Origin of the sequence: Capnocytophaga gingivalis (assembly GCF_002302415.1) — a bacterium.
GTDB classification, from domain to species: domain Bacteria; phylum Bacteroidota; class Bacteroidia; order Flavobacteriales; family Flavobacteriaceae; genus Capnocytophaga; species Capnocytophaga gingivalis.
The window spans coordinates 712,909-736,375 of the sequence record NZ_CP022386.1; the positions used below are offsets into that span (position 1 = coordinate 712,909).

Below are 23,467 nucleotides of genomic sequence, written 5' to 3' on the forward strand. Positions count from 1 at the left end.
TTATTATTGAACCATTGATGCTATGAATGCAAACCTAAATCCTGATAAAAGCAACCTTTCTCCCCAAGAATTGGATATAGAACGAGCCTTACGACCGCTTTCCTTTGACGACTTTACGGGGCAAGAGGCTATTTTGGAAAATCTTAAAATATTTGTCAAGGCTGCCAATCTGCGTGGAGAAGCCCTTGACCACACCCTCTTTCATGGGCCTCCAGGACTAGGAAAGACAACCCTAGCCAACATCTTAGCCAATGAGCTGGGGGTAGGTATCAAAATCACCTCAGGACCTGTCTTGGACAAGCCTGGGGACTTGGCAGGTCTTTTGACCAACTTAGAGCCACGTGATGTGCTCTTTATTGACGAGATTCACCGCCTTAGTCCCATAGTGGAAGAATACCTCTATTCGGCTATGGAGGATTATAAGATAGACATCATGATAGAGTCCGGCCCCAATGCACGTACTGTACAGATCAGCCTCAACCCCTTCACTCTTATTGGGGCAACCACCCGTTCGGGCTTACTTACTGCTCCTATGCGAGCACGTTTTGGGATACAGAGTAGGTTGCAGTACTATACCACAGAACTACTGGCCAATATCCTCCAGCGCAGTGCTCACATATTAGGAGTACCTATCTCCGAAGAGGCTGCCATAGAGCTGGCCGGACGTAGCCGAGGCACTCCTCGTATCGCCAATGCGCTGCTAAGGCGTGTACGCGACTTTGCTCAGATCAAAGGCAATGGTAAGATAGACATAGAGATTACTCGTTTTGCCCTAAAAGCTCTCAATGTAGATGCTCACGGCTTGGACGAAATGGACAATAAGATACTCCTTACTATCATTGATAAGTTCAAGGGAGGCCCTGTAGGGATCACTACCTTGGCCACTGCCGTTTCCGAAAATGCTGAAACTCTTGAGGAAGTATATGAACCTTTCTTGATCCAACAAGGGTTTATCATTCGTACCCCCCGCGGTAGAGAAGTTACTGACCTTGCTTACAAACACTTAGGGAAAGTACGATTCAAAGATGGGCAACCAACATTGTTTTAAGTGAATAATAAATAATGAAAAATATGCAATCCAATATAAAAGTAGTTACAGAGAATTTCCGAGCCATTGGTCATGCTGCTATACAAATCAATGGGATCACAGTAGTTGCAGGAGAAAATAGCTCGGGGAAAAGTACCCTTTCTAAGCTTTTGTACTATCTGTTCAATACCTCCTCTAATTATGAGGCATTGGTAAAAGAAGAATTAATGCGGAATTTTCTTGATTTATTCTTTTTCTTTAACATTACATATCGCACATATATTAATGATGATAGCAATATCAATAGAAAAATTATTGATAAAATTAAAGATTTAAGAAGTGAAGAAACCTACAAAAAACTATCTCTTAGAGAAATAGAGTTATATTTAATTACATTTATTGAAGAATTATATGCCAAATTAGATATACAGAACTCCAGATATAACAGCTATCTTAATGATATATTGGAAAATCAACAAGAAAAAGGAATTGAAGGGTTAAAATATTTTGTAAAAGAAAAAATAAAACAAGCAGAAAATAAAATACAAAAAAGGCCTACCTCTCTATTCTTAGATAAGTTATTAGATCTTTTTGAGGAAAAACTTCCTGAAACCTTTGAAGTTTCTGAAGATAATGAGATAATTGTATCTTTAAAAAAAGAAACCTTATCTCTTTCTTTTATGGTAAATAAAGCTATCTATATTGACACTCCTATGTCTATCTCTACATTGGATTATGATCACTGGGACGACCTTAATAAATTACTTAGAGAACAAGGAGATATAAAAAATAATCAGAAAGAACTGCTTTCTCTTATCTATAATAATATTCAGGGAGAAGCTGAATATAATATAAACTGGCCATATAGCCATTTTTCTTTTACTCGTGCCGATGGTAAGACTTTTGATCTCAAAGAAGTAGCCACTGGTATTAAGGCCTTTTCTATCATTCAGTTATTACTCAAAAATGGACATATAGATAATCGTACCCTGCTAATTATAGATGAGCCTGAATCGCACCTACATCCTCAATGGATCGTAGAGTATGCCCGTATAATCGTGCTCTTGCACAAGCATATAGGGGTAAAATTCTTCTTGGCAAGCCACAATCCTGACATGGTAAGTGCTATTCGTTATATAGCTGAAAAAGAAGGGGTATTAGATAATGTGAATTACTATTTGGCTGAAAAAGAAGAAGAAACATATCTATATAATTATCGTTCATTAGGTACTGAAATAGACCCTATCTTTGCTTCATTTAATATAGCTCTTGATAGAATTAACCAATATAGTTTACCATATAAAGATGATGAAATACAGTAAAGAAGAAACTTTAAAAACTTCTTTAGCTCAACAATTTAAGAGATGTGTTAAAGATTACAATATTATATTCAAAGATAATGATGACAATTTAGGTACAATACCTAACTATTTCATAGATGTAGAAGTTATAGATTTTGATTGTATAGAAAAAAAACTCTCAGATCTACAACATAGAAAACAAGTAAAATCAGTAGATAGTATTTTTGTAATTTCAGATAATTCTTTAAATAGAGAAATTGTATTAGTAGAGTTACGTTTGAATTATGTTAATATGGCTAATCTAGAAAAAAAAGAACTAGAAGAGAAAGTAGAAGAAACTATAAAAACATTAAAAAAATTTGAAAATATAAATATACATAGTGAATATTTTTTCGTGTTTCAACCTAATAGAACAGAAGAAGCAAGGAATAGGCTTAGCAGAATGAACCCTAGAATTCCTGCAACTTATATTTCAATAGATATTGATAGTCTTAAACAACGTTTCTTTAACAACCATTAATCATTAAAAAGATGTTATCAGAACAAGAAATCATTCGTAGAGAAAAACTCTCTAAACTCAAGGAATTGGGAATCAACCCATATCCTGCAGAACTATTCCCCGTGAACTTCCTCGCTAAAGACATAGAAACCCAATACGAAGAAGGTAAGGACGTGGTCGTAGCTGGCCGCCTGATGTCCTTCCGTATTCAGGGGAAAGCCTCTTTCGCTACCTTGCAGGACAGCTCTGGTCGCGTACAGCTCTACTTCAAGCGTGATGACCTCTGTCCAGGGGAGGACAAGACTCTCTATAATGAGGTATTCAAAAAACTCCTCGACTTAGGCGACTTTATCGGGGTGGAAGGTACCCTCTTCACTACCAATATGGGGGAAAAATCCATTGAGGTAAAGCAGTTCAAAGTCTTGTGTAAGACCCTTCGTCCACTCCCTCTCCCTAAGGTAGATGCCCAAGGAAAGGTACACGATGAGTTCAACGATGTAGAACAGCGTTACCGTATGCGCTATGTGGACTTGGTAGTGAATCCTCAGGTGAAAGAAGTATTCCTAAAGCGTAACCGCCTATTCAATGCCATGCGTGAGTACTTCAACAACCACGGATATATAGAGGTAGAAACTCCTATCCTTCAGGCGATCCCTGGGGGAGCTTCTGCGCGTCCTTTTATTACTCATCACAATGCTTTGGATATTCCACTCTATATGCGTATTGCCAACGAACTCTACCTTAAGCGCCTTATTGTAGGGGGCTTTGATGGGGTGTACGAGTTTGCCAAGAACTTCCGCAACGAGGGAATGGACAGAACCCACAATCCTGAATTTACAGGAATGGAAATATATGTAGCTTACAAGGACTACAACTGGATGATGGAATTCACTGAAAACCTCTTGGAGTACTGTGCTAAGGCGGTGAATGGCACCACCAAAGCCACCTTTGGCAAGCACGAAGTGGATTTCAAAGCGCCTTATCCACGTGTTACGATGACCGAAGCTATCAAGCGCTTTACAGACTTTGACATTACAGGAAAGAGCGAGGACGAACTCAGAGCTTTTGCCCAATCCATTGGCATAGAAGTAGATGATACCATGGGCAAGGGCAAGCTCATTGATGAGATATTTGGAGAAAAGTGCGAAGGCAACTTTATCCAACCTACCTTTATCACTGACTATCCTAAAGAGATGTCGCCACTTACCAAGGAACACCGTTCGGATAAGAACCTTACCGAACGCTTTGAACTTATGGTATGTGGTAAGGAAATCGCTAATGCTTATTCGGAGCTGAACGACCCTATCGATCAGCGCGAACGCTTTGAGGCACAAATGGCACTCTCCGAACGTGGTGATGACGAGGCGATGTTCATAGATCAGGACTTCCTCCGCGCCTTAGAGTATGGTATGCCGCCTACTTCAGGATTGGGTATCGGTATGGATAGGCTTATTATGTTCCTTACCAACAACGAGACCATACAAGAAGTACTCTTCTTCCCACAGATGCGCCCTGAACGCAAGGAAGTAGAACTCTCCGAGGACGAAAAACTAATCCTTGACCTACTTAAAAAGGATAACAAATTACCTTTGGAAGACCTCAAGGCCAAGACCGAATTTTCTAATAAGAAATGGGACAAGGCCATCAAAGGACTTACCGCTAAAAAAGTAGCGGCTGTCAGTAAAGAGGGAGAAACACTTTTTGTATCTATTAACAGCTAGTGGTTAAACTGCCAACTAATTAACATAACAAATCCCCAAGCCTTACAGCTTGGGGATTTTGTTTTTGCCTAATACCTCTTTATATAGAATCATAGGCATCTCCGTATGAGATAAAAGCTGAATTCAGCCAGTACCATTGTTGTCCTTTGCAAGCATAGATTCGCTCCAACAATTCTGTAAAACTCTTAGCAATAATAGCCTGCTCGCCTACTACCCCATAGCGATCCCAAAAGCTATCGTAACAATATCCCCATCTGTCTTTTGACAAATCAATGGTGATATATTGAGAGTGGCTATCATCAGCTATAAGAAACCAATTATGACTCATATCCTCCTTATGTTCCTCTCCTATAAGTACCTTATTAGCTCTTTCAAATTCTGTTAGCCCCACTATTTTTATCGAATAGGGAGCCTTTGGAAAGAAAACAATAGAATGATAATTCTCCAAATAAAACGTCAGATCTTCAGGAAGTCCTAAAGGTACATTTTTATGGGGTGTAGGTAATTTTCGGACCATACAATCTTTGTCTCTCTCTATTTCTACAATTATTTCATTGATTTTTTGCATAAGATAAACTGAGCACCAGCTACTTTCCTAATTTTATTTCTTCCCTTTAAGGGTATAAGTTCTCTCTAAAGATATGTCAATCAATCGTTTTGAACTATCAACTATGTATTGAGATAAATTGGTGTTTGTTGATTGTTCCTTTCCGTTTTACTTATTTCTAAAAATATTCCTATCTTCTAAAGAAAAAAGGCGGGGTGTTTGTAGTGTTTTTACTAATTTCATTTGCGCATTAACTTCATCTCTGACAATACTCTTATCCATATTATCAAAAAGATACCCCCATTTGTACGAGGCGATGATATACGAAATAACTTCCATAGGCGCATTGATGGCACGCTCTCCATACCTTTCTGCCTTTTGTTTTATCCCTTTGTAAATCTCATCAAAGCGACCTATTAAGAGAAGAATACACAGTTCAGGCAATATTTCATCATCATAACTTTCATATTTTTGCTGTAGAATATTCTTAGGATTTATAATTTCTCCTTGCTCATCTATTACAAAAGGATAGGTTTGTTCAAAAATAGACACTAACACTTCTCTTTTTTCATCTACCTGATATAACATTTCCCAACAAGAAAAATACATTTCACTAAATAGGGTGTATTCCTCTGGATACGCCTCTTTATAAGTGGCTAACACATCAAAAGGATAGGATATATTCCACAAATTCCAAAACAGTATATTATCCTTAGTAATATACTGAAATTCACGTTGTATATATTCCTTATATTCTTTATATTCCATAAATTAACTATTGCTCTCATTTTTAGCTGACCCTATTTTATACCTCACATTGTGGAATATGTTCTTTTAAAGATGCTTTTAGCTCCTTTGATACACCTTTAGCATCTTCAATGTTTAAACTTTTTAGTACAGGCATTTCTAAAAAGGCCTCTACATTTTTCAATTTCTTACATTGATGCAATAAAAGCTCTTTTAGGTGAGGAAATTGTAGAAACATAGTGCAATCTATTTCCTCTTTTATAGAGAACAATCTGGCTATTTCTAAACCTTCAAAGTAGGAAATTTTAGTATAATCAAACCCCTTTTTAGGTGATTTAGCACTGACTATTTTCAAGTTTAAATGTTTAAGATGTTCAAAAATATCTACATTTCCTACTTCGCCCAGTATGGCAGCCTCCAAGCATTTAAACTCTTTAATGATATGAATAGTATTAGGATGAAAGAGTTCTACCTCTATCCATTTCAAATTAGGGGCTATCTCCGGAGAAATACCCAACAAATCTCCGTTATCATCTCCTAGTATTCTAAGGCATTCCAAATTTTCCATTTTTACAAGGGGATTCCAAGAATAATGCTTGTCTGCCTGCTCTTCCTCTCTTGATAAGTTATGAAGGGTTAATGATATAAGGTGCTTGGGTAGCTGTTCCTCCGATAAAGGCAGAAACTGAACAGGTATTTGTAAGGCTTTAAGAGATGAAAGCCTTGCTATCTCATTAGGAAAATGAGCTAATGAAGGTTTCTCTACTATAAAAGATAGAAAAGCAACCTCATCTTCCTTAGAAGGAAAATCCCCCCAAGATTTTCTTATATCAAACAAATCTCCTCTGTTGGTACTGTCGTCTGTATTTAGCCAAGACCTTCCTATATCAAATAGATATTTATCTCGTTCTCTAATAATTAATTTTTTATACATAGAGTGTTTTTAAACTTTGTGTTTGCTAATACACTATGAGAAACGCTCCGCTCTCATTAACTATTATTTACCTATTGAAAATATTCCTTTCCTTAGGAAAAGACGGTATAGGTGCTACTTTACCTACTTTTTCAAGGGCAAGCCCTTTGATATCCAACTCGCTAAGAATGTTTTCCAACTCTTGAGTACAAAATAACTTCGTTTCTGAAGTAGCATCTCTAAATATTACATTCATAGAAGCCTCTTCATAAAAATACAAATCTTTATTCCTATATAACTCCATTCTCTTTAGATGACTTACCCCCTCATTATTTATCCCTTCTATTACATTTTGAATGTTGATAAAAACAAAATCTTTCTTTATATTAACAAATTTAAAAGGTAATAATTCTGCTTTTACATTAATTCTTCGGGTAAAAAGTGTTGCCTTTTCTTTCTCCATTACTAAGAAAGCTCCAGCTACACGAGCATCAAAACCGTCTTTTTTCCCTTTGTTGTCGAAGTTCTTGTACACTTCTCCTTCTAATTCCTCCCAAGAATCTATCAAGGATTGTCCTTTAAAGGTAATAAGCTTTGAAGTACCTCCTATTAATTTATAAGATTTATAAGAAGAATCATCAATTAATTGATATATATCCATATTTATTGTATTAAGAATGTTGCTTATTATGGCAAAGTGGTATGCTCTAAAATGGTTATAAACTCGCTGAATGTATCGCATACAAAATAGGTATTACAATCGCTATTGGAAGCCTCAAAAAAGTGAGAATGGTCATAAAAATGAATCCCTTTAGAGAAATCACCTACCTCTGTGGTTACTAAAAGGAGCATTCCTCCTCCTGGATCTCTCCCGATGACAAGGCTTTTGCTCGGAAAATCCTCACTGAACTCTTCATAGATTTTTATACATTTTTCTATATTATAGAAAAGATCAAACATAATGTATTCCTCTATATCCTTTACATAGAAATAGGCTTCATCAATGGTAGCACCGTCATTTTGGGCTAAAAAATTAAAATAATCACCGGGCAAGGTAAAACCTAAAAACTCCTGAAAAGCAAGAGCTTTTGCTTCACTCCCTTTGTTAATTGCTTTTATTTTCATACTTGTAAAATATTTGTTTTATGAATTGGTAAAGCGTTGGAAGCTTTTAATCCTGAAAATCATCATACTCAAAGTAATGCTCAATAGCTCCTAAAAGGACGTCTGTATCCTCGGTAGTTAGCGATTCATTATGATCAAACTTATTGTCAATAATGTCTTGAAAAATGCCTACTCCTGAAAAGTAAGCTACTTCAAATTGGGCTAATGATTCGGGGACTTCTCCATACTTAGTTTCAACAGAATTTTGTTCTTTACCCTCATCACTGGATAAAACCCAAAATGCTGCCTCTTGATAATTGTCCTGTTTTTCTCCTTCGATATAAATACCACCAGGGTAAGGCAATTGCTTGTAATCTTTGATAAGCTCTTTTATTGTTTTGTAATGTTGCATATTGATATATAAATTAAAATGTTAAGCAGTAGCAGTGGTGTTGGTATTTTTCAATGATTTTGATATGGAATCCATTATTTCTTTTATCCTATTGGCTGTAAGGATTCCTTTTTCTTCTCTCATTTCCTCCAACTCTTGTATAATGGCTCTAAATATATGTAATAGGTGATTTAGCTTTTTTAAGTCACCATTAATATAAAGATAAGCGGAAGATTGTTTTGCAATAATGTAACAATCTATCCAATCATTATCTGTTTTACCTTTCATTGGGTTAGTATTGAGTACAAAATCAAAATAATTACTTATATCAGCGGATAAGAGCCACCCTGGATTGTCTAACATTCTGATAGATACTCCAAGCTCGTGCTCCCAATCTCCATCTATTTGACTCATCGTCCAATTTTGTAACCATTCTACTATATTATCCATAAATAGTTTTGTTTTTTTAATTTCTAAAGAGAATGCACTTCTTCAATATCGGCTATAAAACTTTCAAAAATTTCATTATATATGCTATTTTTTTCATTATTTTTTGCTGAATAAACGCATTCTTTGATAAAAGGATCTCTTTTAAAACATAAAATAATATACAAAAGCGTTTCAAGTTCTTCTACAGAAGATATATCATTCAGCAATTTTAGATAAACACTTTTGTTGGCTTCCATATAGGTTATAATTGAGGGTAAAAGAGGGGCTTCCCTACCTACTGAAATAGGAATAAAGTACTCAAACGGATCTATTTCAGTATTATATTTAATTATTATATGCTCGCCTTGCGCATTTCTGTCGTTACCATTGAATATTTCGAAAATGATATTTAGAAGTTCGAGTCTGTTGTTTGTAATAGCTACCAATTCATTAAGAAATGGCAGTATATAAAAACAGCTTTCAGATAGACCTCCTTGTATAACAATTTGATTGTCTAATTGCCAATAAGCGATATTTCTTTTGTGTGGATCATCATCAATAAGGTTGCTCAATATATCAGCTATATTGTAATCTATAAAGCCTAAACAATCTTTTAGTGTTCTCCACGCTACTTTCCTGACGGAACTTAATATAATATCTAATGGTTTATTCATATCATTTGATAGCCTATTTATTATCAATTATCAAAATTATTAATATTCTTCAGATAGTAATAAGGATTCCAATTTTCAGGGGGTTCTATGGGTAAGGGGATTCCTAACTTTAAACTAATGAGGGTATCTATGTTCAGATAACTTTTAATAGAAAACGCTCCTGTTGTTTCGATTGAATATATCTTATCTAATGGATTGCTTTTATCATCAAAGTAATACCCAGGGCGTATTACATCTACAAAAGCAGCCCTTTTTACAGTAGGAAATAGCTTTATATCCGAGTGACCAATAGTTTTAAAATACCCTTTCCTCCAACCTAATTTATTGGTCAATATAGGAGGAAGTAATAAATCATATTTGTACAAGCTATCAGAAACATTTGCTATTTGTTCTGTACAATAATTGAAAATTTGGATATGTATAATGTCTTCTATTCCAAAATGATTAGAATTCGCATTTGCAACCACTCCGTAATAATAATCTTTCCCTTTGGGTTTTAGCACAAAAATATCTCCTGTATTTATATTCTTCCTGCTATTTGCCAAATGTTCTAAGTTGATAGCTATTTCTTCCATAATACTATTGATTACAATCCTTTTTGCGTAGAATTCTCTTTTTTACTCATTCCTTAATCCTGAAAATCATCATACTCAAAGTAATGCTCAATAGCTCCTAAAAGCACTTCTGTATCTTCAGTAGTTAGCGATTCATTATGTTCAAGCTTATTGATAATAATGTCTTGAAAAATGCCTACTCCTGAAAAATAAGCTACTTCAAATTGGGCTAATGATTCGGGGACTTCTCCATACTTAGTTTCAATAGCATTTTGCTCTTTATCCTCATTACTTGATAAAACCCAAAATGCTGCCTCTTGATAATTGTCCTTTTTTTCTCCTTCGATATAAATTATTCCAGGGTAAGGCAATTGTTTGTAATCTTTGATAAGTTCTTTTATTGTTCTGTAATGTTGCATATTGATATATAATTTATTTTGCTAATTATTAAATTTAGAAATGATTTTTAATTTTTGAATTGAATATGGCATAGAATATTTTTCTATCATTTTTTATAGTATAACTTTAATCTAAACAGGGAAAATTTTTAATTTTTCTAAAAACATTATTAACAGATTCTTTTTGCTTATTGGTGATTTTAAAATTTTTATATAGATATTTTAGTATAGAGTTTAAGAAATCTACTGAATAACCCTTTTTAATAGCTTTTTTAATCCAAAAAGAATATGAATAACACTTATGCAAATTATTTAACTTAAAAATTTCTGGAGCAGCATTCTCTATATTTAAAATATGTTTAACTTCATCATTCGTCAAGTCTTTTTTATCAAGAAAAACTGTATAATAATCTTTTAGAGGTTTATATGAAACTCCTTCAAATTCTTTTATAAGTTTATTTTCTCTAAGCTCAATGTATTCTATTGCCTTTTTCTTATTATCATCATCCCTACAAATATTTTGATGATTTCTAAGATGATTTCTTTCTTGATTCTCACTTTCTTCATCTTTCAAATTTTCTCTAATGTATCTTGTAAAATCAGGTATTGATTTTAAATCTACATTTACATTCTTTTCAGCACAATAATATCCAGAAGAAAATACTTCTCCTGTATTAGTATTTTTAACTACATACACTTTTTGTGAAGTTAGTTTCTTATTACAAAAATGGCATCGCTCAATTTCTATTGTAAAATCTTTCCTTAATAATTCATAATTAGTCATCTTCTGTTATTTTAGCTATTTTTTTCTTACTAAATACGAAAGTTAAATTATCTTACTGATTATAAACATACTCTTACTGGCATTCTTCAAAGGGAAAATACAACATAAAAACAACTTTAGTCTCTATAAAAACCAACTTTTAAGTTTTCTTTCTCTATGAGTTCCTTTAAAATATTACTTACAGCAAAATTAGACTTATATTTAACATCTCTAACTATTAGAAGATTGGGGGCGATATCTTCTTTTATAATGATAGGATCATCTATGATTGTGCCACCTCTTGCTAATTCTCTATGACCTGATTTTTCATAGTCTATTATAGGCATTATTGTATTAATTCTCACGGCGTAGAATAGATAGGAATCATTCTTTACCAGTACTTTACAAAGTACAAAATCCATTTCTCCATTCAAATGAGGTTGAATTACTTCTTTGAATCTTGCACTAAAAACAGGAATACCTCCCATTATTACATCTTCCAAATAATCTACTTCGAGAAGGATTTCTTTAGTTAGTCCTTCTTGAGCTATTGCTGTTAGTTCTAGATTTTCAATAGGTTCTCGTTGGTCAGAGAAGAATATTTTTCTAACCCTATCATAAGAACCTTGTATCTCAATATATGAATCACTATTTGAAATTAAAAAATACCACATAATTTATTCTAATCTTTGTGTTTTATAATTACTAGAATTATTCCTCTACTTTGGGATTATCTTTTAACCATTCTTGAATGTTCTTTGCTTCATTGAGTAAAAGGGCTCTATCTACATCGGAATTATCGTTAGGAATACACTCAACATTGATATAGACTTGCTCTCTCGGCTGATTGATTGAGAAAACACCTTCCTGATCCAATTTTTGCATCGCTTGTACCATTGCCGAGATTCTTAGTTCAAACTCTCGCTCTATTTCATCTTCGTCTTCCATATCAAAAATACTAGGATAAGTATCTAACAAACTTTGAACAGGCTTGAAATATTCCTCACCAAAAGCGTAATAAGGCGAATCGGCAAAGTTCCATTTGTATAACCAAATTTCTTCTTTGGGGTGTTTAGGTATCTCTCTGTCCAAGGCTTCATAAGACCAAGCCGATAGAATAGGTGCATAGCCCTCAGCAGGAGCAAGTAATACACAATTGTAATAATGTTCCTTGTTCTTAAACAATTCCAAGAATGCTTCTTTAGCACACTTATAGATAAGCTGACTTAATGCTTCTGTTCGTACTTCTTCTGTCATTTTAATTTGATGCTACTTGTTGAAAATATTGAGGGTTTATTACCTAATTATGGCAAAGTGGTATGCTCTAAAATGGTTATAAAATCGGTAAATGTATCACATACAAAGTAAGTATTACAATCACTATTGGAAGCCTCAAAAAAGTGAGAATGGTCATAGAAATAAATCCCTTTGGAGAAATCACCTACGTCTTCGGTTACTAAAAGGAGCATCCCCCCTCCTGGATCTGACCCGATTACAAGGCTTTTGTCGGGAAAATCATCACTGAACTCTTCATAGGTTTCTATACATTCTTCTATATCATAGAAAAGATCAAACATAATGTATTCCTCTATATCCTTTACATAGAAATAGGCTTCATCAATGGTAGCACCGTCATTTTGGGCTAAAAAATTAAAATAATCATCAGGCAAGGTAAAGCCTAAAAACTCCTGAAAAGCAAGAGCTTTTGCTTCACTACCTTTATTTATTGCTTCTATTTTCATACTTGTAAAATATTTAATTTGCCTCTACTCCTCACAAAATTTTTCGCCACTAATAAAAAACTATATGCCTATAGGTGCATAAACTATAAATTCTTGTAATAAAAGAAAACAGCTTCTTCTATATTGTAATGATTATTAGCACATTATATTTTTAACAACACAGCTGATACATTACCACCTATTTCAAGACCTGATACTTTGAGTTCATTCTATTTTATTTAATTCTTGACTTTCAGTTCCTATATTGATAAAGTAAATAGGTGTTCCTGATATATAGTAAAGATTATTGATGTATTCAATGTATATAATCCCCATTTCCTTAAGCTTATTATCGAAAACTATTTTAATCTTATTGTTGTCTGAAATAGCAGCTTCCATTTTCTTATATTCATATTTATCTTTGCCTTCTTCTATAATAAGATCTATATTATTTAAACTTTTAATATTGATGATATATTGGTATTTTATATTATCTTTATTCAATGTACTAAATAAGTATTTTCCTCTGAACAAATCTTCTAATTTGGAACTATAATCATAATCATCATCTAAACTATTTCTGTATCTATATTGTTTTTTTACTTCATCCCAACAAACATAAAAAGTTGATTTTTCAGGAATAACAATTTCAATAATATCTTTTTTATTCTTTTGTCCCGTCTGTATATAACTCCAAATCCCCTCTTCAAATTGATCATAAACTACAGATTTTACAGTTTCTTCTTTATAGTCATCAGTCTTATAGACGATATAGGGAGCTCTAATTTCCTTTTCATAACTATGAAAAATAACCAAGAAAGGAAATATATGTTTAGGATAGGTATCACTTCTATATCCTTTGTATCTAACAATGATAGCTATATCTTTTTCGTTATCATAATTAAAATCTCCATAACAAATGATTGGGCATATTGATTTTTTTGAATGTTATAATATCTCCAAAAATCTTCACTAAATTGTTTTTGAGCATCAATTAATTCAAAATCCTTATTTGATTGAATATAAGACAGAACATTATTAGGAATTATACAAACATCTAATTTTTCTGTTTTTTTACTTGAATTATTATTGACACAAGAAAATAGAGCAAATAGTATTAAAAAAAGATTTACTTTCATTTGATATGTTTAATTTGTATGTAAGTGATCCTTATTATTTGAAAGATACCCTAGTCCCTAGTAATCTTGATGTTTGTCTTTTTTGTATTTCACTGATTGGTAAAGCATTGAACCTTAATAACACTATATACTGAGGCTAAGACATTACCTATACTTATCGGGTAAGGGAAATATTTCCTCTACTTCAGGATAGTTTTCAAAATAATTACTCAGCCATAACTCAAAAGTTTTGTAATTGTCAAAGAACCCATATACATACCCTTTTTTCAATAAAGATATATAATATTCAAGAGGGACTACATATGGATTTCCATCTCTCATAATTCTTGAACATTCTATAAAGTATTCTTTATTATATGCGAGGAATATAGGTAAGTCAGGGAAATTAATATTTTCCTTCTCTATATCAATATGCCCTATTAATTTCCAGATCTTTTTTGTAATAGCTGTTTCTTTTCCAGATTTATACATTTTAAATCCTACTGACAAAAGCCTATTTAAATCGGTCGTAGCTTCCTCAGAATAGTAATTGAAAAAGCCAAAATGAAATCTTCCTATCCAACAAACATAGATGTACTTATTGTTAGGTAGTATAATTTCATATACATTTCCATATTTCTTGGCTTTTCCTTTTTCTGTATTCATAATCTTTGATTACACTTCTGCCTAAGGCTGCCCTTATCCTTAAAAACTAATTTCCACTACAAACCCCTCGTGTCCGCGTACATTGAAGACGGTGTTATCCTCAAAGAGGAGGTATTGCCCCTTGATGCCCATGAGCCTACCCTGATATTGTAGGGTCTTGGGCATGGTGAGGCTTGTAACCTTGGTAGGATACCTAAGGACGGGATAGTTGATATGATAGATAGGTACTTCTTCACTGAAGTAAGACAAGGTCTCTTGGGGTAGAAAAGCCTTTAAGCCTTGTTTGATCGTATTGAGATCCACTACTTGTAGGGTATTGGTCAGCATCTTGCGCCAATTGGTCTTATCGGAGATATGCGCCTTGAGAGCGACCTCCCCTATTCCTGCCAAGTAGCGGTTGGGCACCTCCAACATTACCAAAGCCTCATGAGCACCTTGGTCTATCCAGCGGGTAGGCATCTGTGTTTTGCGGGTAACACCTACTTTTACCTCACTGGAATTGGCCAAGTAGAGTAAGTGCGGTTGTAGCTGTACCTGTTGTTCGTAGGCCAAATCCCTATCCTCTATACCTAAGTGTGCCTTGCTCAGTTCTGGACGAATGATCCATTCCCCCACCTCAGGAGCTTCAAAAAAACACTTCTTACAAAGTCCCTGCCTGTATATCTCCTTGGGTTGCCCACAGTGCAGGCAGTGGTAACCGGCAAATCGTAAAGAGAATTGTTGTCCTAATAGGTCGTTCATGGGTAACTCTCCTTCTTCTAAAGAAAGGTAATATTGTATAGGGGTTTGCACCTCTGTTCGCATTTTTCTTAAAACCGTTTGGTAGGTATTCATATTTTTTGTACTTTTACGCTCGCTATAATGATTGACAAAAGTAGTAAAAATAAACCAAACCTCGAACATCTTTTTTAGAAAATATGGCTTTAACAATTATACATTCTATAGCTTCTTGGTTCTTGCGCAAGCGTATAGACCAGATAGAAGAATTCATCAAGCGCCCTCACGAAGTACAGGAAAATGTATGTGCCAAGCTCTTAGAAGCGGCACAGAGTACTGAGATGGGTAAGCAATACGACTTTATTTCCATTCGCAACTATGACGATTTTGCTTCCCGAATTCCCATATCTATCTATGAGGATATAGAGCCAATGATAGAGCGTGCACGCCGTGGAGAGCAGAATCTTTTCTGGCGTACCCCTATCAAGTGGTTTGCCAAAAGTAGCGGTACGACCAATGCCAAAAGTAAGTTTATCCCTGTGAGTGAGGAAGCCCTTCAGCACTGCCACTACAAGGCTGGCAAAGATATGCTTTGCTTGTATCTGAATAACAACCCCGACTCCAACCTTTTTACAGGAAAGAGTCTACGCCTTGGAGGAAGCAAGGAGTTATATGAGGAAAATGGCACCATCTTTGGCGACTTATCCGCCATACTCATAGACAACCTTCCTTTCTGGGCGGAGTTCAGCTGTACTCCCTCCACTAAAGTATCGCTAATGAGCGAGTGGGAAGCCAAAATGAAGGCTATCATAGCCGAATCCTCACGAGAGAATGTAACCAGCTTGGTAGGTGTTCCCTCATGGATGATGGTACTCTTGAGGCAAGCGCTTGCCTATACAGGGAAGGAAAATATATTAGAAATATGGAAAAACTTAGAGGTATATTTCCACGGCGGGGTGAGCTTTGTTCCCTATCGAGAGCAATATAAACAACTGATCCCTTCCGATACGGTGCGCTATTACGAAACCTACAATGCCTCTGAAGGTTTCTTTGCGATACAGGACAGAAACAATAGCGACGAAATGCTGCTAATGTTGGACTATGGTATTTTCTATGAGTTTATCCCTATGGATAGCTTTGGCACCCCTGCCCAAAAGGCCATTCCCCTATGGGAGGTAGAGGTAGGTAAGAACTATGCTATGGTAATCACCACCAATGCAGGGCTTTGGCGCTATCAGATAGGTGATACCGTACGCTTTACCTCCACCTCGCCCTATCGTATCAAGATCACAGGGCGCACTAAGCACCATATCAACGTATTTGGGGAAGAGCTCATCATAGAAAACACCGAAGAAGCGCTCAAGAAAGCCTGTCACGAGCACCACTGTAGCGTGATAGAATACACCGTGGCACCTATATTTATGCAAGGCAACAAAAGCGGTGGGCACGAGTGGATCATTGAATTCGAAACCGCTCCTGAGGATATAGAAGCCTTTACTCGTAGCTTGGATACTGCCCTAAAGGAGCTCAACTCCGATTACGAAGCCAAGCGCTATAACGATATGACTCTTGCCATGCCTAAGATCCATATTGCCCGAAAAAACCTTTTCCACGATTGGCTTAAAGAAAATGACAAGTTAGGAGGCCAACATAAGATTCCGCGCCTGTCCAATACCCGTGATTATCTTGAGGCTATTTGGAAGCTAAGGGATAATAATGCCAATCAATAGTAGAAAATGATTGTATAGCCTAATTCATCAAGATACAATAAAAATTACTATGAAGAAAAATATCATCAAAATACTAATTATATTGGGGTTGTTGCTCTTTATTGTTTTTGATATTATGTATCTTATGGGGTGCTATGTATCCCTAAAATTCCTAATAGAAGATAATCTCAGCTCGACAACGATAGATGTAATATATAATTTTGTTGATAAAGTTGCCTTTTTTTCCATAATCAATGCTTTAATCATCTCTTTATTAGGGGGATATATTCTTTTGAGAAACAAGAGAAATACAGTTGAGAGAAAAAATAAGTCCATCGCTATTTTTGCTTGTACATACATTGTCCTGCAATTATCAGTTATACTTTATAGCTACTATGGATTAAAATCTAATAGTAAGCAAGATATAATAGGACCCAGTGTTATGAAAAGTATAAATGATATGACCATAGGACTTTTTGCATTTCTCATTTTTAGCTTGATTATATGTTGTTTAATGGCACTATTTATCCATAAAAGACCTATAACTAATGATAAATAATTCAACAAAAGTTTTTTGGAAATATAATATTTCAATAGCCATTGTGCTTTTTGGAGTCTACCTTATGTCCGTTTGGGGACTTTTAAGGTATGATAATAGCAAGTTTGCCTATCCTATTCAAATTATATTGCCTATTACTATCTTACAATTACTCATAAGTATCATTTTTTGTATATCATTTTGGAGAAAACAATCCAAAACGCGTAGCTTATGGTTCATTATACTAATAGGGTTGCTGTTATTCTTAGAATTGCTTTGTATTCCACTAATAGCTATGTATGGAATAGCTAAAAAATGATTTTTATGAAACCCCTTAGTATCTTGTTTTACTTCCTCTGCTTTCCTGCTTTTATGTATAGTCAAAATAAACCTTTTTTGAATGTAACACTAAGAGTACAAAAGCATACACCCCTTATGGAGATTAGAAATACCACTGTGGATACCATACAACTATTTTCTAAACTGAAAAAAGAAAGTAAAGAAGCAAGTACTCATATCTTGGGCTTTAGGAAAGAAGGAAAACACTATACTGAAAGAGTATTGTATAGCTGCTATGAGTGTCTTGAGGATTATTTTTATTTAGGAAATACCAAAAATAACACCATAAAGATAGCACCTCAGAGCAGTATCAGTGCTTATTTTCCTTATTTATCCTCTGGAACCTATTATTTTGAGATACAAACTTTCTATATCTACCAGAAAAAGCGTTATGACTTGAAGGTAACAACCCCTGAAATCAATATCAACTAAATTTCCCTATAAGAATATGACAAAGTACCTATACCTTCCCCTTATACCTTTCTTTTTAGGTTGCCAGCAAAGGACAAAATTTGTAAAAAATATCCCCTTGCTCCCCAAAAAAGAAATAATTGTTCCCCAAAAAGATAGTCTCCCTACTATAGATTCATTAGCCAAGTATTATTCCTATAGCTCGGAGAACATAAATCAAGAGAATTTTGAAGAGGTTGTCTATGAGATTATTCAATGTTACAACAAGAAAGATACTACTGCGCTAAACAAACTCATACACCCCGATATTGGTTTGTATTTCTTGTACAAACCTGGGGGTGATGTCTATTGGGCAAACCAAAAACGGATATACCTCGACACGCTCTACCAAGAGAAGGAAAAAACTTTTATTGATGGATACAACCGAAAAGTATTGGTTACAGGAAAAATAGGCGTAGGAAAAGTACCTATTGAAAAAATAACAGAAAATATCGCCCCTGACGAATACAGCTCACTCACAGGTATCTTTTTTGTTGCACACCCCGAAGCTCAGAAAAAACTATCTTATTACATAACAAGTTCTCTAAGTACCTTCCCTTTTTCTCCAAAAGAGAAACAAGAAGCCCAAAGAACCTTAAAAAAGGCTAAAGAAATAGAGAAAACTACCCGTTGTATCATGACGTCTTGGAAAGAAGTATCTTCTTTTAGTAATAGTACCTACACAAACCATTTTATCTTTTACGTAACAAAAATAAAAGAAAAATGGTACCTGACTATGATAGATTTTTCTTGGATTGCTTAGAATAGAATTATATTATCTCACATAAGAATATTTCACCTTATTTTAATTTTATAATTCTTCATTATTTTCAGAAACAACTCATCATAATTATAAACCAATGCAATTATGCTACCAAAAAGAAGAATTAAACACTATATTTTCGTATTTTTATTTTCATTAGTTCTGTTTTCTTGTAAGAGAACGATCTCTGATACTACGTCTGATGAAAATGTATTCAGAAAAGATACTATTATTACAAATATCCTTGCTAATGAAAAAGAAAAAGAAGATAAGATTACAGTAGAGGAAAAAATTAACGATACAGAACTCTCCTCTTTTCTGAAAGAACTTCAGGTGTGCTTATCGCAAGGACAAGTCACAAAGATTGCTGATACTATGGTACATTATCCTCTCAAAGACGAAGGGCCGCTTTATGAAATGCTATACAGAGATATAGCGTATCAAGATGATTTCACGACAGAAGACAAACCCATTGTTAGAAAAGACTTTATAAAAATCTACCACCAATTATTCCCTAAGAAGTATATTGTCCTTTTTGAGAGGCTAAACATAGAGAAGATTGCCAAAGAGAAAAAATTTGAGTGGTGGAATAAGGAAAAAACTACCCTTATTGACTTCTCTTTCCTATCGGAAGATTCTTTCCAGATAAGTATCAGCTTTATGGAAAAGGATGTTGTAGGGGGATATAGCATCACATATCTTTTTAAGAAAATCAATGGAAATATCCTATTATATTTGGTACGTAGTATATAATTTCTTACCTTTGTACCGACAGAAATTACTGCTACCAATTTATAAAAATAGGTATCAACTCTTGATTATACATTAAAAAATTAATACACCTATGAAGAATTATCAAAATGTAACAGACTTACCCAATAACAACACAGTATTTTTGGTATGGGTATTCAAAAAAGATTTGGACAAAGCACAGCTTACAGCTGCTTTTGCAAAAATATGTGCTCTAATAGGAAACCTCAACCACTCTGTTGCCGACCGCTTCCCTGATGCTCGTGCGAGTGTAACCTTAGGCATTAGTCATAGTGGGTGGCTTACCTTAGGCTTACCTAAACCACTCCCTAAAGAACTCAAAGATTTTAAGCCTATCAAAGGCAGCAAGCATACAGCAGTAGCCACCCAAGGCGACCTTCATTTCCATATTCGTGCGCATAACCCCAGCTTGGCTTATGACATGGCCGCAACCATTGAGGATGTATTGCGTTCTGTAGCTGATTGTATTGTCAATGTACAAGGGTTCAGATATTGGGATGGGCGTGCCATCATTGGCTTCGTAGATGGAACGGAAAATCCTCAAGGAGAAGAAAGAGAACAGTTTGCCGTAGTAGGTGATGAAGATCCTCATTATCAAGGAGGCAGCTATCTATTTGTCCAGAAATATGTCCATGATATGAATGCTTGGCGTGCCCTCCCTGTAAGCGAACAAGAAAAAGTCATAGGTCGCAGCAAAGAGATGGATATAGAGATGGACGATGATACTAAGCCTTCCAATGCCCATTCTGCCCTTGCCAATGTGGGTGATGACCTAAAAGTAGTCAGAGACAATATGCCTTTCCATGACCCTACGAGTCACCAGATGGGTACTTACTTTATTTGCTATGCGAACACCTTTAGTACAGTAGAGAAAATGCTTACTAACATGTTCGTAGGTAACCCTGTGGGTAATTATGATCGCATATTGGATTTCAGTACTGCCGAGACAGGAACTCTTTTCTTTGTTCCTTCTCTTGATATGTTGGACGACTTCTCCGAACTATAGCCTGAAAATAACTAAAAACACTTTGCAAGGCGACTAAAAATATCTTATCTTTGTGCCCTCAAGAAAACCAATACCATATGAACTATTACAATATCAATCATAAGGACGAAATCGTTTCTTTCAAAGAAGCTACCCTAAGGGGGTTAGGAAAAGACAAAGGGCTTTTTGTTCCTAATCACATCCCTACTTTGCCAGCTTCTTTCTTTGAAGAAATTGCTCAAAAAAGCAACATAGAAATTGCCATTGAGGCACTTTATCCTTATGTAAATGACAGCTTCAGCCGTGAAGAACTTCAAAGAGTATTGGAGGAAGTATTTGTCTTTGACACTCCTGTAAAAGAACTCTTGAGTAATACCTCTGTTTTGGAACTATTCCATGGGCCTACCATGGCATTCAAGGATGTAGGAGCACGCTTTATGGCTCGTTGTTTAGGAAAATTCTCTGACAAGGATAACCCTACTACTGTAGTGGTGGCTACCTCTGGTGATACAGGAAGTGCTGTGGCTAATGGCTTTTACAAAGTGGAAGGCGTAAGGGTAGTAATCCTATTCCCAAAAGGGAAAGTAAGCCCTTTCCAAGAATACCAAATGACCTCCTTAGGAGCCAATATACAAGCGGTAGAAGTAGAAGGGACTTTCGATGACTGCCAAGCCCTTGTAAAACAAGCGCTTTCTGATGCCTCTCTCAAGGAGGAACGCGTACTAAGTAGTGCCAATTCTATCAATGTAGCTCGTTTTCTCCCCCAAATGCTTTACTACTTCTTCGCTTACAAGCAAGTAAAAGACCTCTTGGGCGGCAAGGATTGGGTGGTAGCTGTCCCCAGTGGAAACTTTGGCAACCTCACCGCAGGTCTATATGCCCATGCTATGGGGCTACCTGTGAGCAAGTTTGTAGCCGCGAACAATGCCAATGATACTTTTGCGCTCTACTTACAAACAGGTAACTATCAGGCCAAAGCCTCGGTTGCAACTCTTTCCAACGCTATGGATGTAGGAGACCCTAGTAACTTTGTCCGTATCCGAGAGCTATTTGACAATAATCTTGAAGCAATTCGCAAGATGATTACTGCTGTGGTGATCTCTGATAAAGAAACCTTGGACGAAATTGCCTACCTGCACAATACTTTGGGATATACTCTTGACCCTCATTCGGCTGTGGGACACTTGGCTTTACAAAAAACACTATTACCATCCCAGTATGGAACTGTACTGAGTACAGCCAGTCCTAAGAAATTCGACGAAGTCATTCGCCAAGTGATTCCTTCTTTTCCTGTCCCTGAAGTAGACTTGAGCACGTGTCATAAAAAGAGCATAAGCAATTCATATGAAGCCTATAAGGAAATCCTCCTTAGCTAAACCCCTATTCATCGTTGCTATAGGCCATACAAGCAAAACTCACCTTTGCACCTGCTCCTATGAGCAAGGTAGCACATTGAGTGAGGGTAGCTCCTGTAGTCACTATATCATCCACAAGGAGAATATGCTTACCTGCTATAGTTGTATCCTTGAGGACAAATTGTTCTTTGGACGATTTTTGTCGCTCTAACCAGTGCTTTTTTGCCTGAGCAGAATTGTATTGTTGCTTGATTAAAATATCCTCCATATAGGGTACTTGTAGCTGTGTGGCTATCTCCCTCGCAAAGAGTGTTACTTGATTGTAACCTCTTTTTTTCTTTTTCTTAGGATGCAGAGGTACGGGAATCACCAACTCTACCCCCTGAAAATAGTGAGATTGTGCCAACTCACAGGCGTACCATTGCCCAAGCCACAGCCCCACTTGCTCTCTGTTATGATATTTTAGGGCATGTATAAGCCGCTGACTCACTGTACCTTTTTCATAATAGAGTAATGCTGCTGCTTTCTCTACAGAGACCTTTCCCCAGAACTTCTTTATCATAGGGTTTTCACTATCTGGCAAAGTATCAAAATGAGTCTGTCGTAGTTCGTGGCGACAATTTACACAGAGAAAAGGCAGGTTATCCCCTATAATCTGAGTACAGCCCAAGCAGTACTTAGGAAATAGTACCGCCATTATATCCTTAAAAATAGAAAAACGCATAGCTATATAAGATAAAGAAACCACCTCTGAGTAAGAGATGGTTTCATTATATAATCCAAAATCTATGAATAAAAACTATTAGTTCTCAGCAACTACTTCAAAAGGAAGAGATACGATAACTTCTCGGTGTAAGCGTACAGAAGCCTCATACTTACCTGTTTGCTTGATATTACCTCCAGCTATGTAGATATATTTTTTATCCACTTGGTGTCCTGCTTTGAGCAGTTCCTCAGCGAGGTCATCATGATTGATAGAACCAAACAATTTGTTACCAGCACCTGCTTTAGCAAGTATTTTGATTTCCAATTGTTGGATAGCTTTGGCTAATTCTTTAGCGTCTTCTATGATTTTCTTTTCCTTGAAAGCTCTTTGTTTAAGATTTTCAGCCAATATCTTCTTAGCTGAAGGAGTTGCTAAGATAGCAAGGCCTTGAGGGATAAGATAATTGCGCCCATAACCGTTTTTCACGGTTACTATATCATCCTTGAACCCTAAGTTAGGGACATCATTTTTAAGTATAATTTCCATTGATTTCTTTGTTTA

At 35.6% G+C, this 23,467-nt stretch carries 31 protein-coding genes; 11 read left to right on the forward strand and 20 right to left on the reverse strand.

The features are described from left to right. Positions 1-22: 22 nt before the first annotated feature. Genes ruvB through lysS form a run of 4 tightly spaced genes read left to right on the forward strand, consistent with a single transcriptional unit; the run spans position 23 to position 4,548 of the window. Positions 23-1,048, forward strand: coding sequence for a Holliday junction branch migration DNA helicase RuvB (ruvB, locus tag CGC50_RS03340; protein ID WP_095909673.1), 1,026 nt, complete (start codon positions 23-25; stop codon positions 1,046-1,048). 23 nt (positions 1,049-1,071) lie between these two features. Then, positions 1,072-2,349 (forward strand): AAA family ATPase, encoded by a 1,278-nt coding sequence (locus tag CGC50_RS03345; RefSeq protein WP_095911271.1) that lies wholly within the window; start codon positions 1,072-1,074, stop codon positions 2,347-2,349. Beyond that, complete coding sequence (locus tag CGC50_RS03350; protein ID WP_095909674.1) at positions 2,333-2,848, forward strand: hypothetical protein; 516 nt, start codon at positions 2,333-2,335, stop codon at positions 2,846-2,848. Before CGC50_RS03345 ends, CGC50_RS03350 begins: the two co-directional genes overlap by 17 nt. Positions 2,849-2,859: 11 nt before the next feature. Further along, complete coding sequence (gene lysS / locus CGC50_RS03355) at positions 2,860-4,548, forward strand: lysine--tRNA ligase (protein WP_095909675.1); 1,689 nt, start codon at positions 2,860-2,862, stop codon at positions 4,546-4,548. Positions 4,549-4,627: 79 nt separating this feature from the next. Here the strand turns inward: lysS and CGC50_RS03360 are convergent, their stop codons facing one another. The 18 genes from CGC50_RS03360 to CGC50_RS03445 all read right to left on the reverse strand — a co-directional run bounded on the left by CGC50_RS03360 (position 4,628) and on the right by CGC50_RS03445 (position 15,407). Further along, positions 4,628-5,065 carry an SMI1/KNR4 family protein gene (locus CGC50_RS03360; RefSeq protein ID WP_232781177.1) on the reverse strand — a complete coding sequence of 146 codons (438 nt, stop codon included), beginning with the start codon at positions 5,063-5,065 and terminating at the stop codon, positions 4,628-4,630. Positions 5,066-5,263: 198 nt separating this feature from the next. Then, positions 5,264-5,863 carry a hypothetical protein gene (locus CGC50_RS03365; RefSeq protein ID WP_095909677.1) on the reverse strand — a complete coding sequence of 200 codons (600 nt, stop codon included), beginning with the start codon at positions 5,861-5,863 and terminating at the stop codon, positions 5,264-5,266. A 37-nt stretch (positions 5,864-5,900) separates the two neighbouring features. Next, complete coding sequence (locus tag CGC50_RS03370; RefSeq protein WP_095909678.1) at positions 5,901-6,776, reverse strand: hypothetical protein; 876 nt, start codon at positions 6,774-6,776, stop codon at positions 5,901-5,903. A gap of 67 nt (positions 6,777-6,843) precedes the next feature. Continuing rightward, positions 6,844-7,416, reverse strand: coding sequence for a hypothetical protein (locus tag CGC50_RS03375; RefSeq protein ID WP_095909679.1), 573 nt, complete (start codon positions 7,414-7,416; stop codon positions 6,844-6,846). Between the two features lie 26 nt (positions 7,417-7,442). Further along, positions 7,443-7,880 (reverse strand): SMI1/KNR4 family protein, encoded by a 438-nt coding sequence (locus CGC50_RS03380; protein WP_095909680.1) that lies wholly within the window; start codon positions 7,878-7,880, stop codon positions 7,443-7,445. A 46-nt stretch (positions 7,881-7,926) separates the two neighbouring features. After that, entirely contained in the window at positions 7,927-8,271 is a 345-nt protein-coding gene (locus CGC50_RS03385) for a hypothetical protein (protein ID WP_095909681.1), read from the reverse strand. 21 nt (positions 8,272-8,292) lie between these two features. Further along, positions 8,293-8,700: an Imm53 family immunity protein gene (locus CGC50_RS03390; RefSeq protein ID WP_095909682.1), complete on the reverse strand. Its 408-nt coding sequence runs from the start codon at positions 8,698-8,700 to the stop codon at positions 8,293-8,295. 23 nt (positions 8,701-8,723) lie between these two features. Beyond that, a complete protein-coding gene (locus tag CGC50_RS03395) occupies positions 8,724-9,353 on the reverse strand; it encodes a hypothetical protein (RefSeq protein WP_095909683.1) in 630 nt (209 codons plus the stop codon). Positions 9,354-9,376: 23 nt separating this feature from the next. Next, positions 9,377-9,928 carry an Imm26 family immunity protein gene (locus tag CGC50_RS03400; RefSeq protein WP_095909684.1) on the reverse strand — a complete coding sequence of 184 codons (552 nt, stop codon included), beginning with the start codon at positions 9,926-9,928 and terminating at the stop codon, positions 9,377-9,379. Between the two features lie 53 nt (positions 9,929-9,981). Continuing rightward, positions 9,982-10,326 carry a hypothetical protein gene (locus CGC50_RS03405; RefSeq protein ID WP_095909685.1) on the reverse strand — a complete coding sequence of 115 codons (345 nt, stop codon included), beginning with the start codon at positions 10,324-10,326 and terminating at the stop codon, positions 9,982-9,984. Between the two features lie 106 nt (positions 10,327-10,432). Further along, complete coding sequence (locus CGC50_RS03410; RefSeq protein ID WP_095909686.1) at positions 10,433-11,089, reverse strand: hypothetical protein; 657 nt, start codon at positions 11,087-11,089, stop codon at positions 10,433-10,435. A 116-nt stretch (positions 11,090-11,205) separates the two neighbouring features. Then, a complete protein-coding gene (locus tag CGC50_RS03415) occupies positions 11,206-11,742 on the reverse strand; it encodes a hypothetical protein (protein WP_095909687.1) in 537 nt (178 codons plus the stop codon). 37 nt (positions 11,743-11,779) lie between these two features. Next, on the reverse strand, positions 11,780-12,325 hold the full coding sequence (locus CGC50_RS03420) for a DUF4303 domain-containing protein (protein ID WP_095909688.1): 546 nt from the start codon (positions 12,323-12,325) through the stop codon (positions 11,780-11,782). A gap of 47 nt (positions 12,326-12,372) precedes the next feature. Then, positions 12,373-12,810 carry an SMI1/KNR4 family protein gene (locus CGC50_RS03425; RefSeq protein ID WP_095909689.1) on the reverse strand — a complete coding sequence of 146 codons (438 nt, stop codon included), beginning with the start codon at positions 12,808-12,810 and terminating at the stop codon, positions 12,373-12,375. 204 nt (positions 12,811-13,014) lie between these two features. Next, on the reverse strand, positions 13,015-13,605 hold the full coding sequence (locus CGC50_RS03430) for a hypothetical protein (protein ID WP_095909690.1): 591 nt from the start codon (positions 13,603-13,605) through the stop codon (positions 13,015-13,017). Between the two features lie 62 nt (positions 13,606-13,667). Beyond that, entirely contained in the window at positions 13,668-13,928 is a 261-nt protein-coding gene (locus tag CGC50_RS03435) for a hypothetical protein (RefSeq protein WP_095909691.1), read from the reverse strand. A 144-nt stretch (positions 13,929-14,072) separates the two neighbouring features. Continuing rightward, on the reverse strand, positions 14,073-14,573 hold the full coding sequence (locus tag CGC50_RS03440) for an Imm26 family immunity protein (RefSeq protein ID WP_095909692.1): 501 nt from the start codon (positions 14,571-14,573) through the stop codon (positions 14,073-14,075). A gap of 39 nt (positions 14,574-14,612) precedes the next feature. Beyond that, positions 14,613-15,407, reverse strand: a complete 795-nt coding sequence (locus tag CGC50_RS03445) for a DUF2797 domain-containing protein (RefSeq protein WP_095909693.1) — start codon at positions 15,405-15,407, stop codon at positions 14,613-14,615. An 83-nt stretch (positions 15,408-15,490) separates the two neighbouring features. Here CGC50_RS03445 and CGC50_RS03450 point away from each other — a divergent pair, with 83 nt between their 5' ends. The 7 genes from CGC50_RS03450 (at position 15,491) to thrC (ending at position 22,221) form a co-directional block, all read left to right on the forward strand. After that, a complete protein-coding gene (locus tag CGC50_RS03450) occupies positions 15,491-17,020 on the forward strand; it encodes a GH3 auxin-responsive promoter family protein (RefSeq protein ID WP_095909694.1) in 1,530 nt (509 codons plus the stop codon). Between the two features lie 49 nt (positions 17,021-17,069). Further along, positions 17,070-17,558, forward strand: a complete 489-nt coding sequence (locus CGC50_RS03455; protein ID WP_095909695.1) for a hypothetical protein — start codon at positions 17,070-17,072, stop codon at positions 17,556-17,558. A 375-nt stretch (positions 17,559-17,933) separates the two neighbouring features. Then, positions 17,934-18,308 (forward strand): hypothetical protein, encoded by a 375-nt coding sequence (locus CGC50_RS03465; RefSeq protein WP_157909411.1) that lies wholly within the window; start codon positions 17,934-17,936, stop codon positions 18,306-18,308. A 16-nt stretch (positions 18,309-18,324) separates the two neighbouring features. Then, entirely contained in the window at positions 18,325-19,089 is a 765-nt protein-coding gene (locus CGC50_RS03470) for a hypothetical protein (RefSeq protein WP_095909698.1), read from the forward strand. Positions 19,090-19,194: 105 nt separating this feature from the next. Continuing rightward, the gene (locus CGC50_RS03475) at positions 19,195-19,842 is read left to right on the forward strand and encodes a hypothetical protein (RefSeq protein WP_095909699.1); all 648 of its coding nucleotides are present in this window, start codon (positions 19,195-19,197) and stop codon (positions 19,840-19,842) included. Positions 19,843-19,933: 91 nt separating this feature from the next. Next, positions 19,934-20,866, forward strand: a complete 933-nt coding sequence (locus tag CGC50_RS03480; protein ID WP_095909700.1) for a Dyp-type peroxidase — start codon at positions 19,934-19,936, stop codon at positions 20,864-20,866. A gap of 77 nt (positions 20,867-20,943) precedes the next feature. After that, positions 20,944-22,221, forward strand: a complete 1,278-nt coding sequence (thrC, locus tag CGC50_RS03485; protein WP_095909701.1) for a threonine synthase — start codon at positions 20,944-20,946, stop codon at positions 22,219-22,221. 4 nt (positions 22,222-22,225) lie between these two features. On the opposite strand, the gene CGC50_RS03490 is transcribed toward thrC, so the two are convergent. Then, positions 22,226-22,924, reverse strand: a complete 699-nt coding sequence (locus tag CGC50_RS03490; RefSeq protein ID WP_095909702.1) for a ComF family protein — start codon at positions 22,922-22,924, stop codon at positions 22,226-22,228. Positions 22,925-23,002: 78 nt separating this feature from the next. Further along, on the reverse strand, positions 23,003-23,452 hold the full coding sequence (gene rplI, locus CGC50_RS03495) for a 50S ribosomal protein L9 (protein WP_002670708.1): 450 nt from the start codon (positions 23,450-23,452) through the stop codon (positions 23,003-23,005). Between the last annotated feature and the right edge of the window lie 15 nt (positions 23,453-23,467).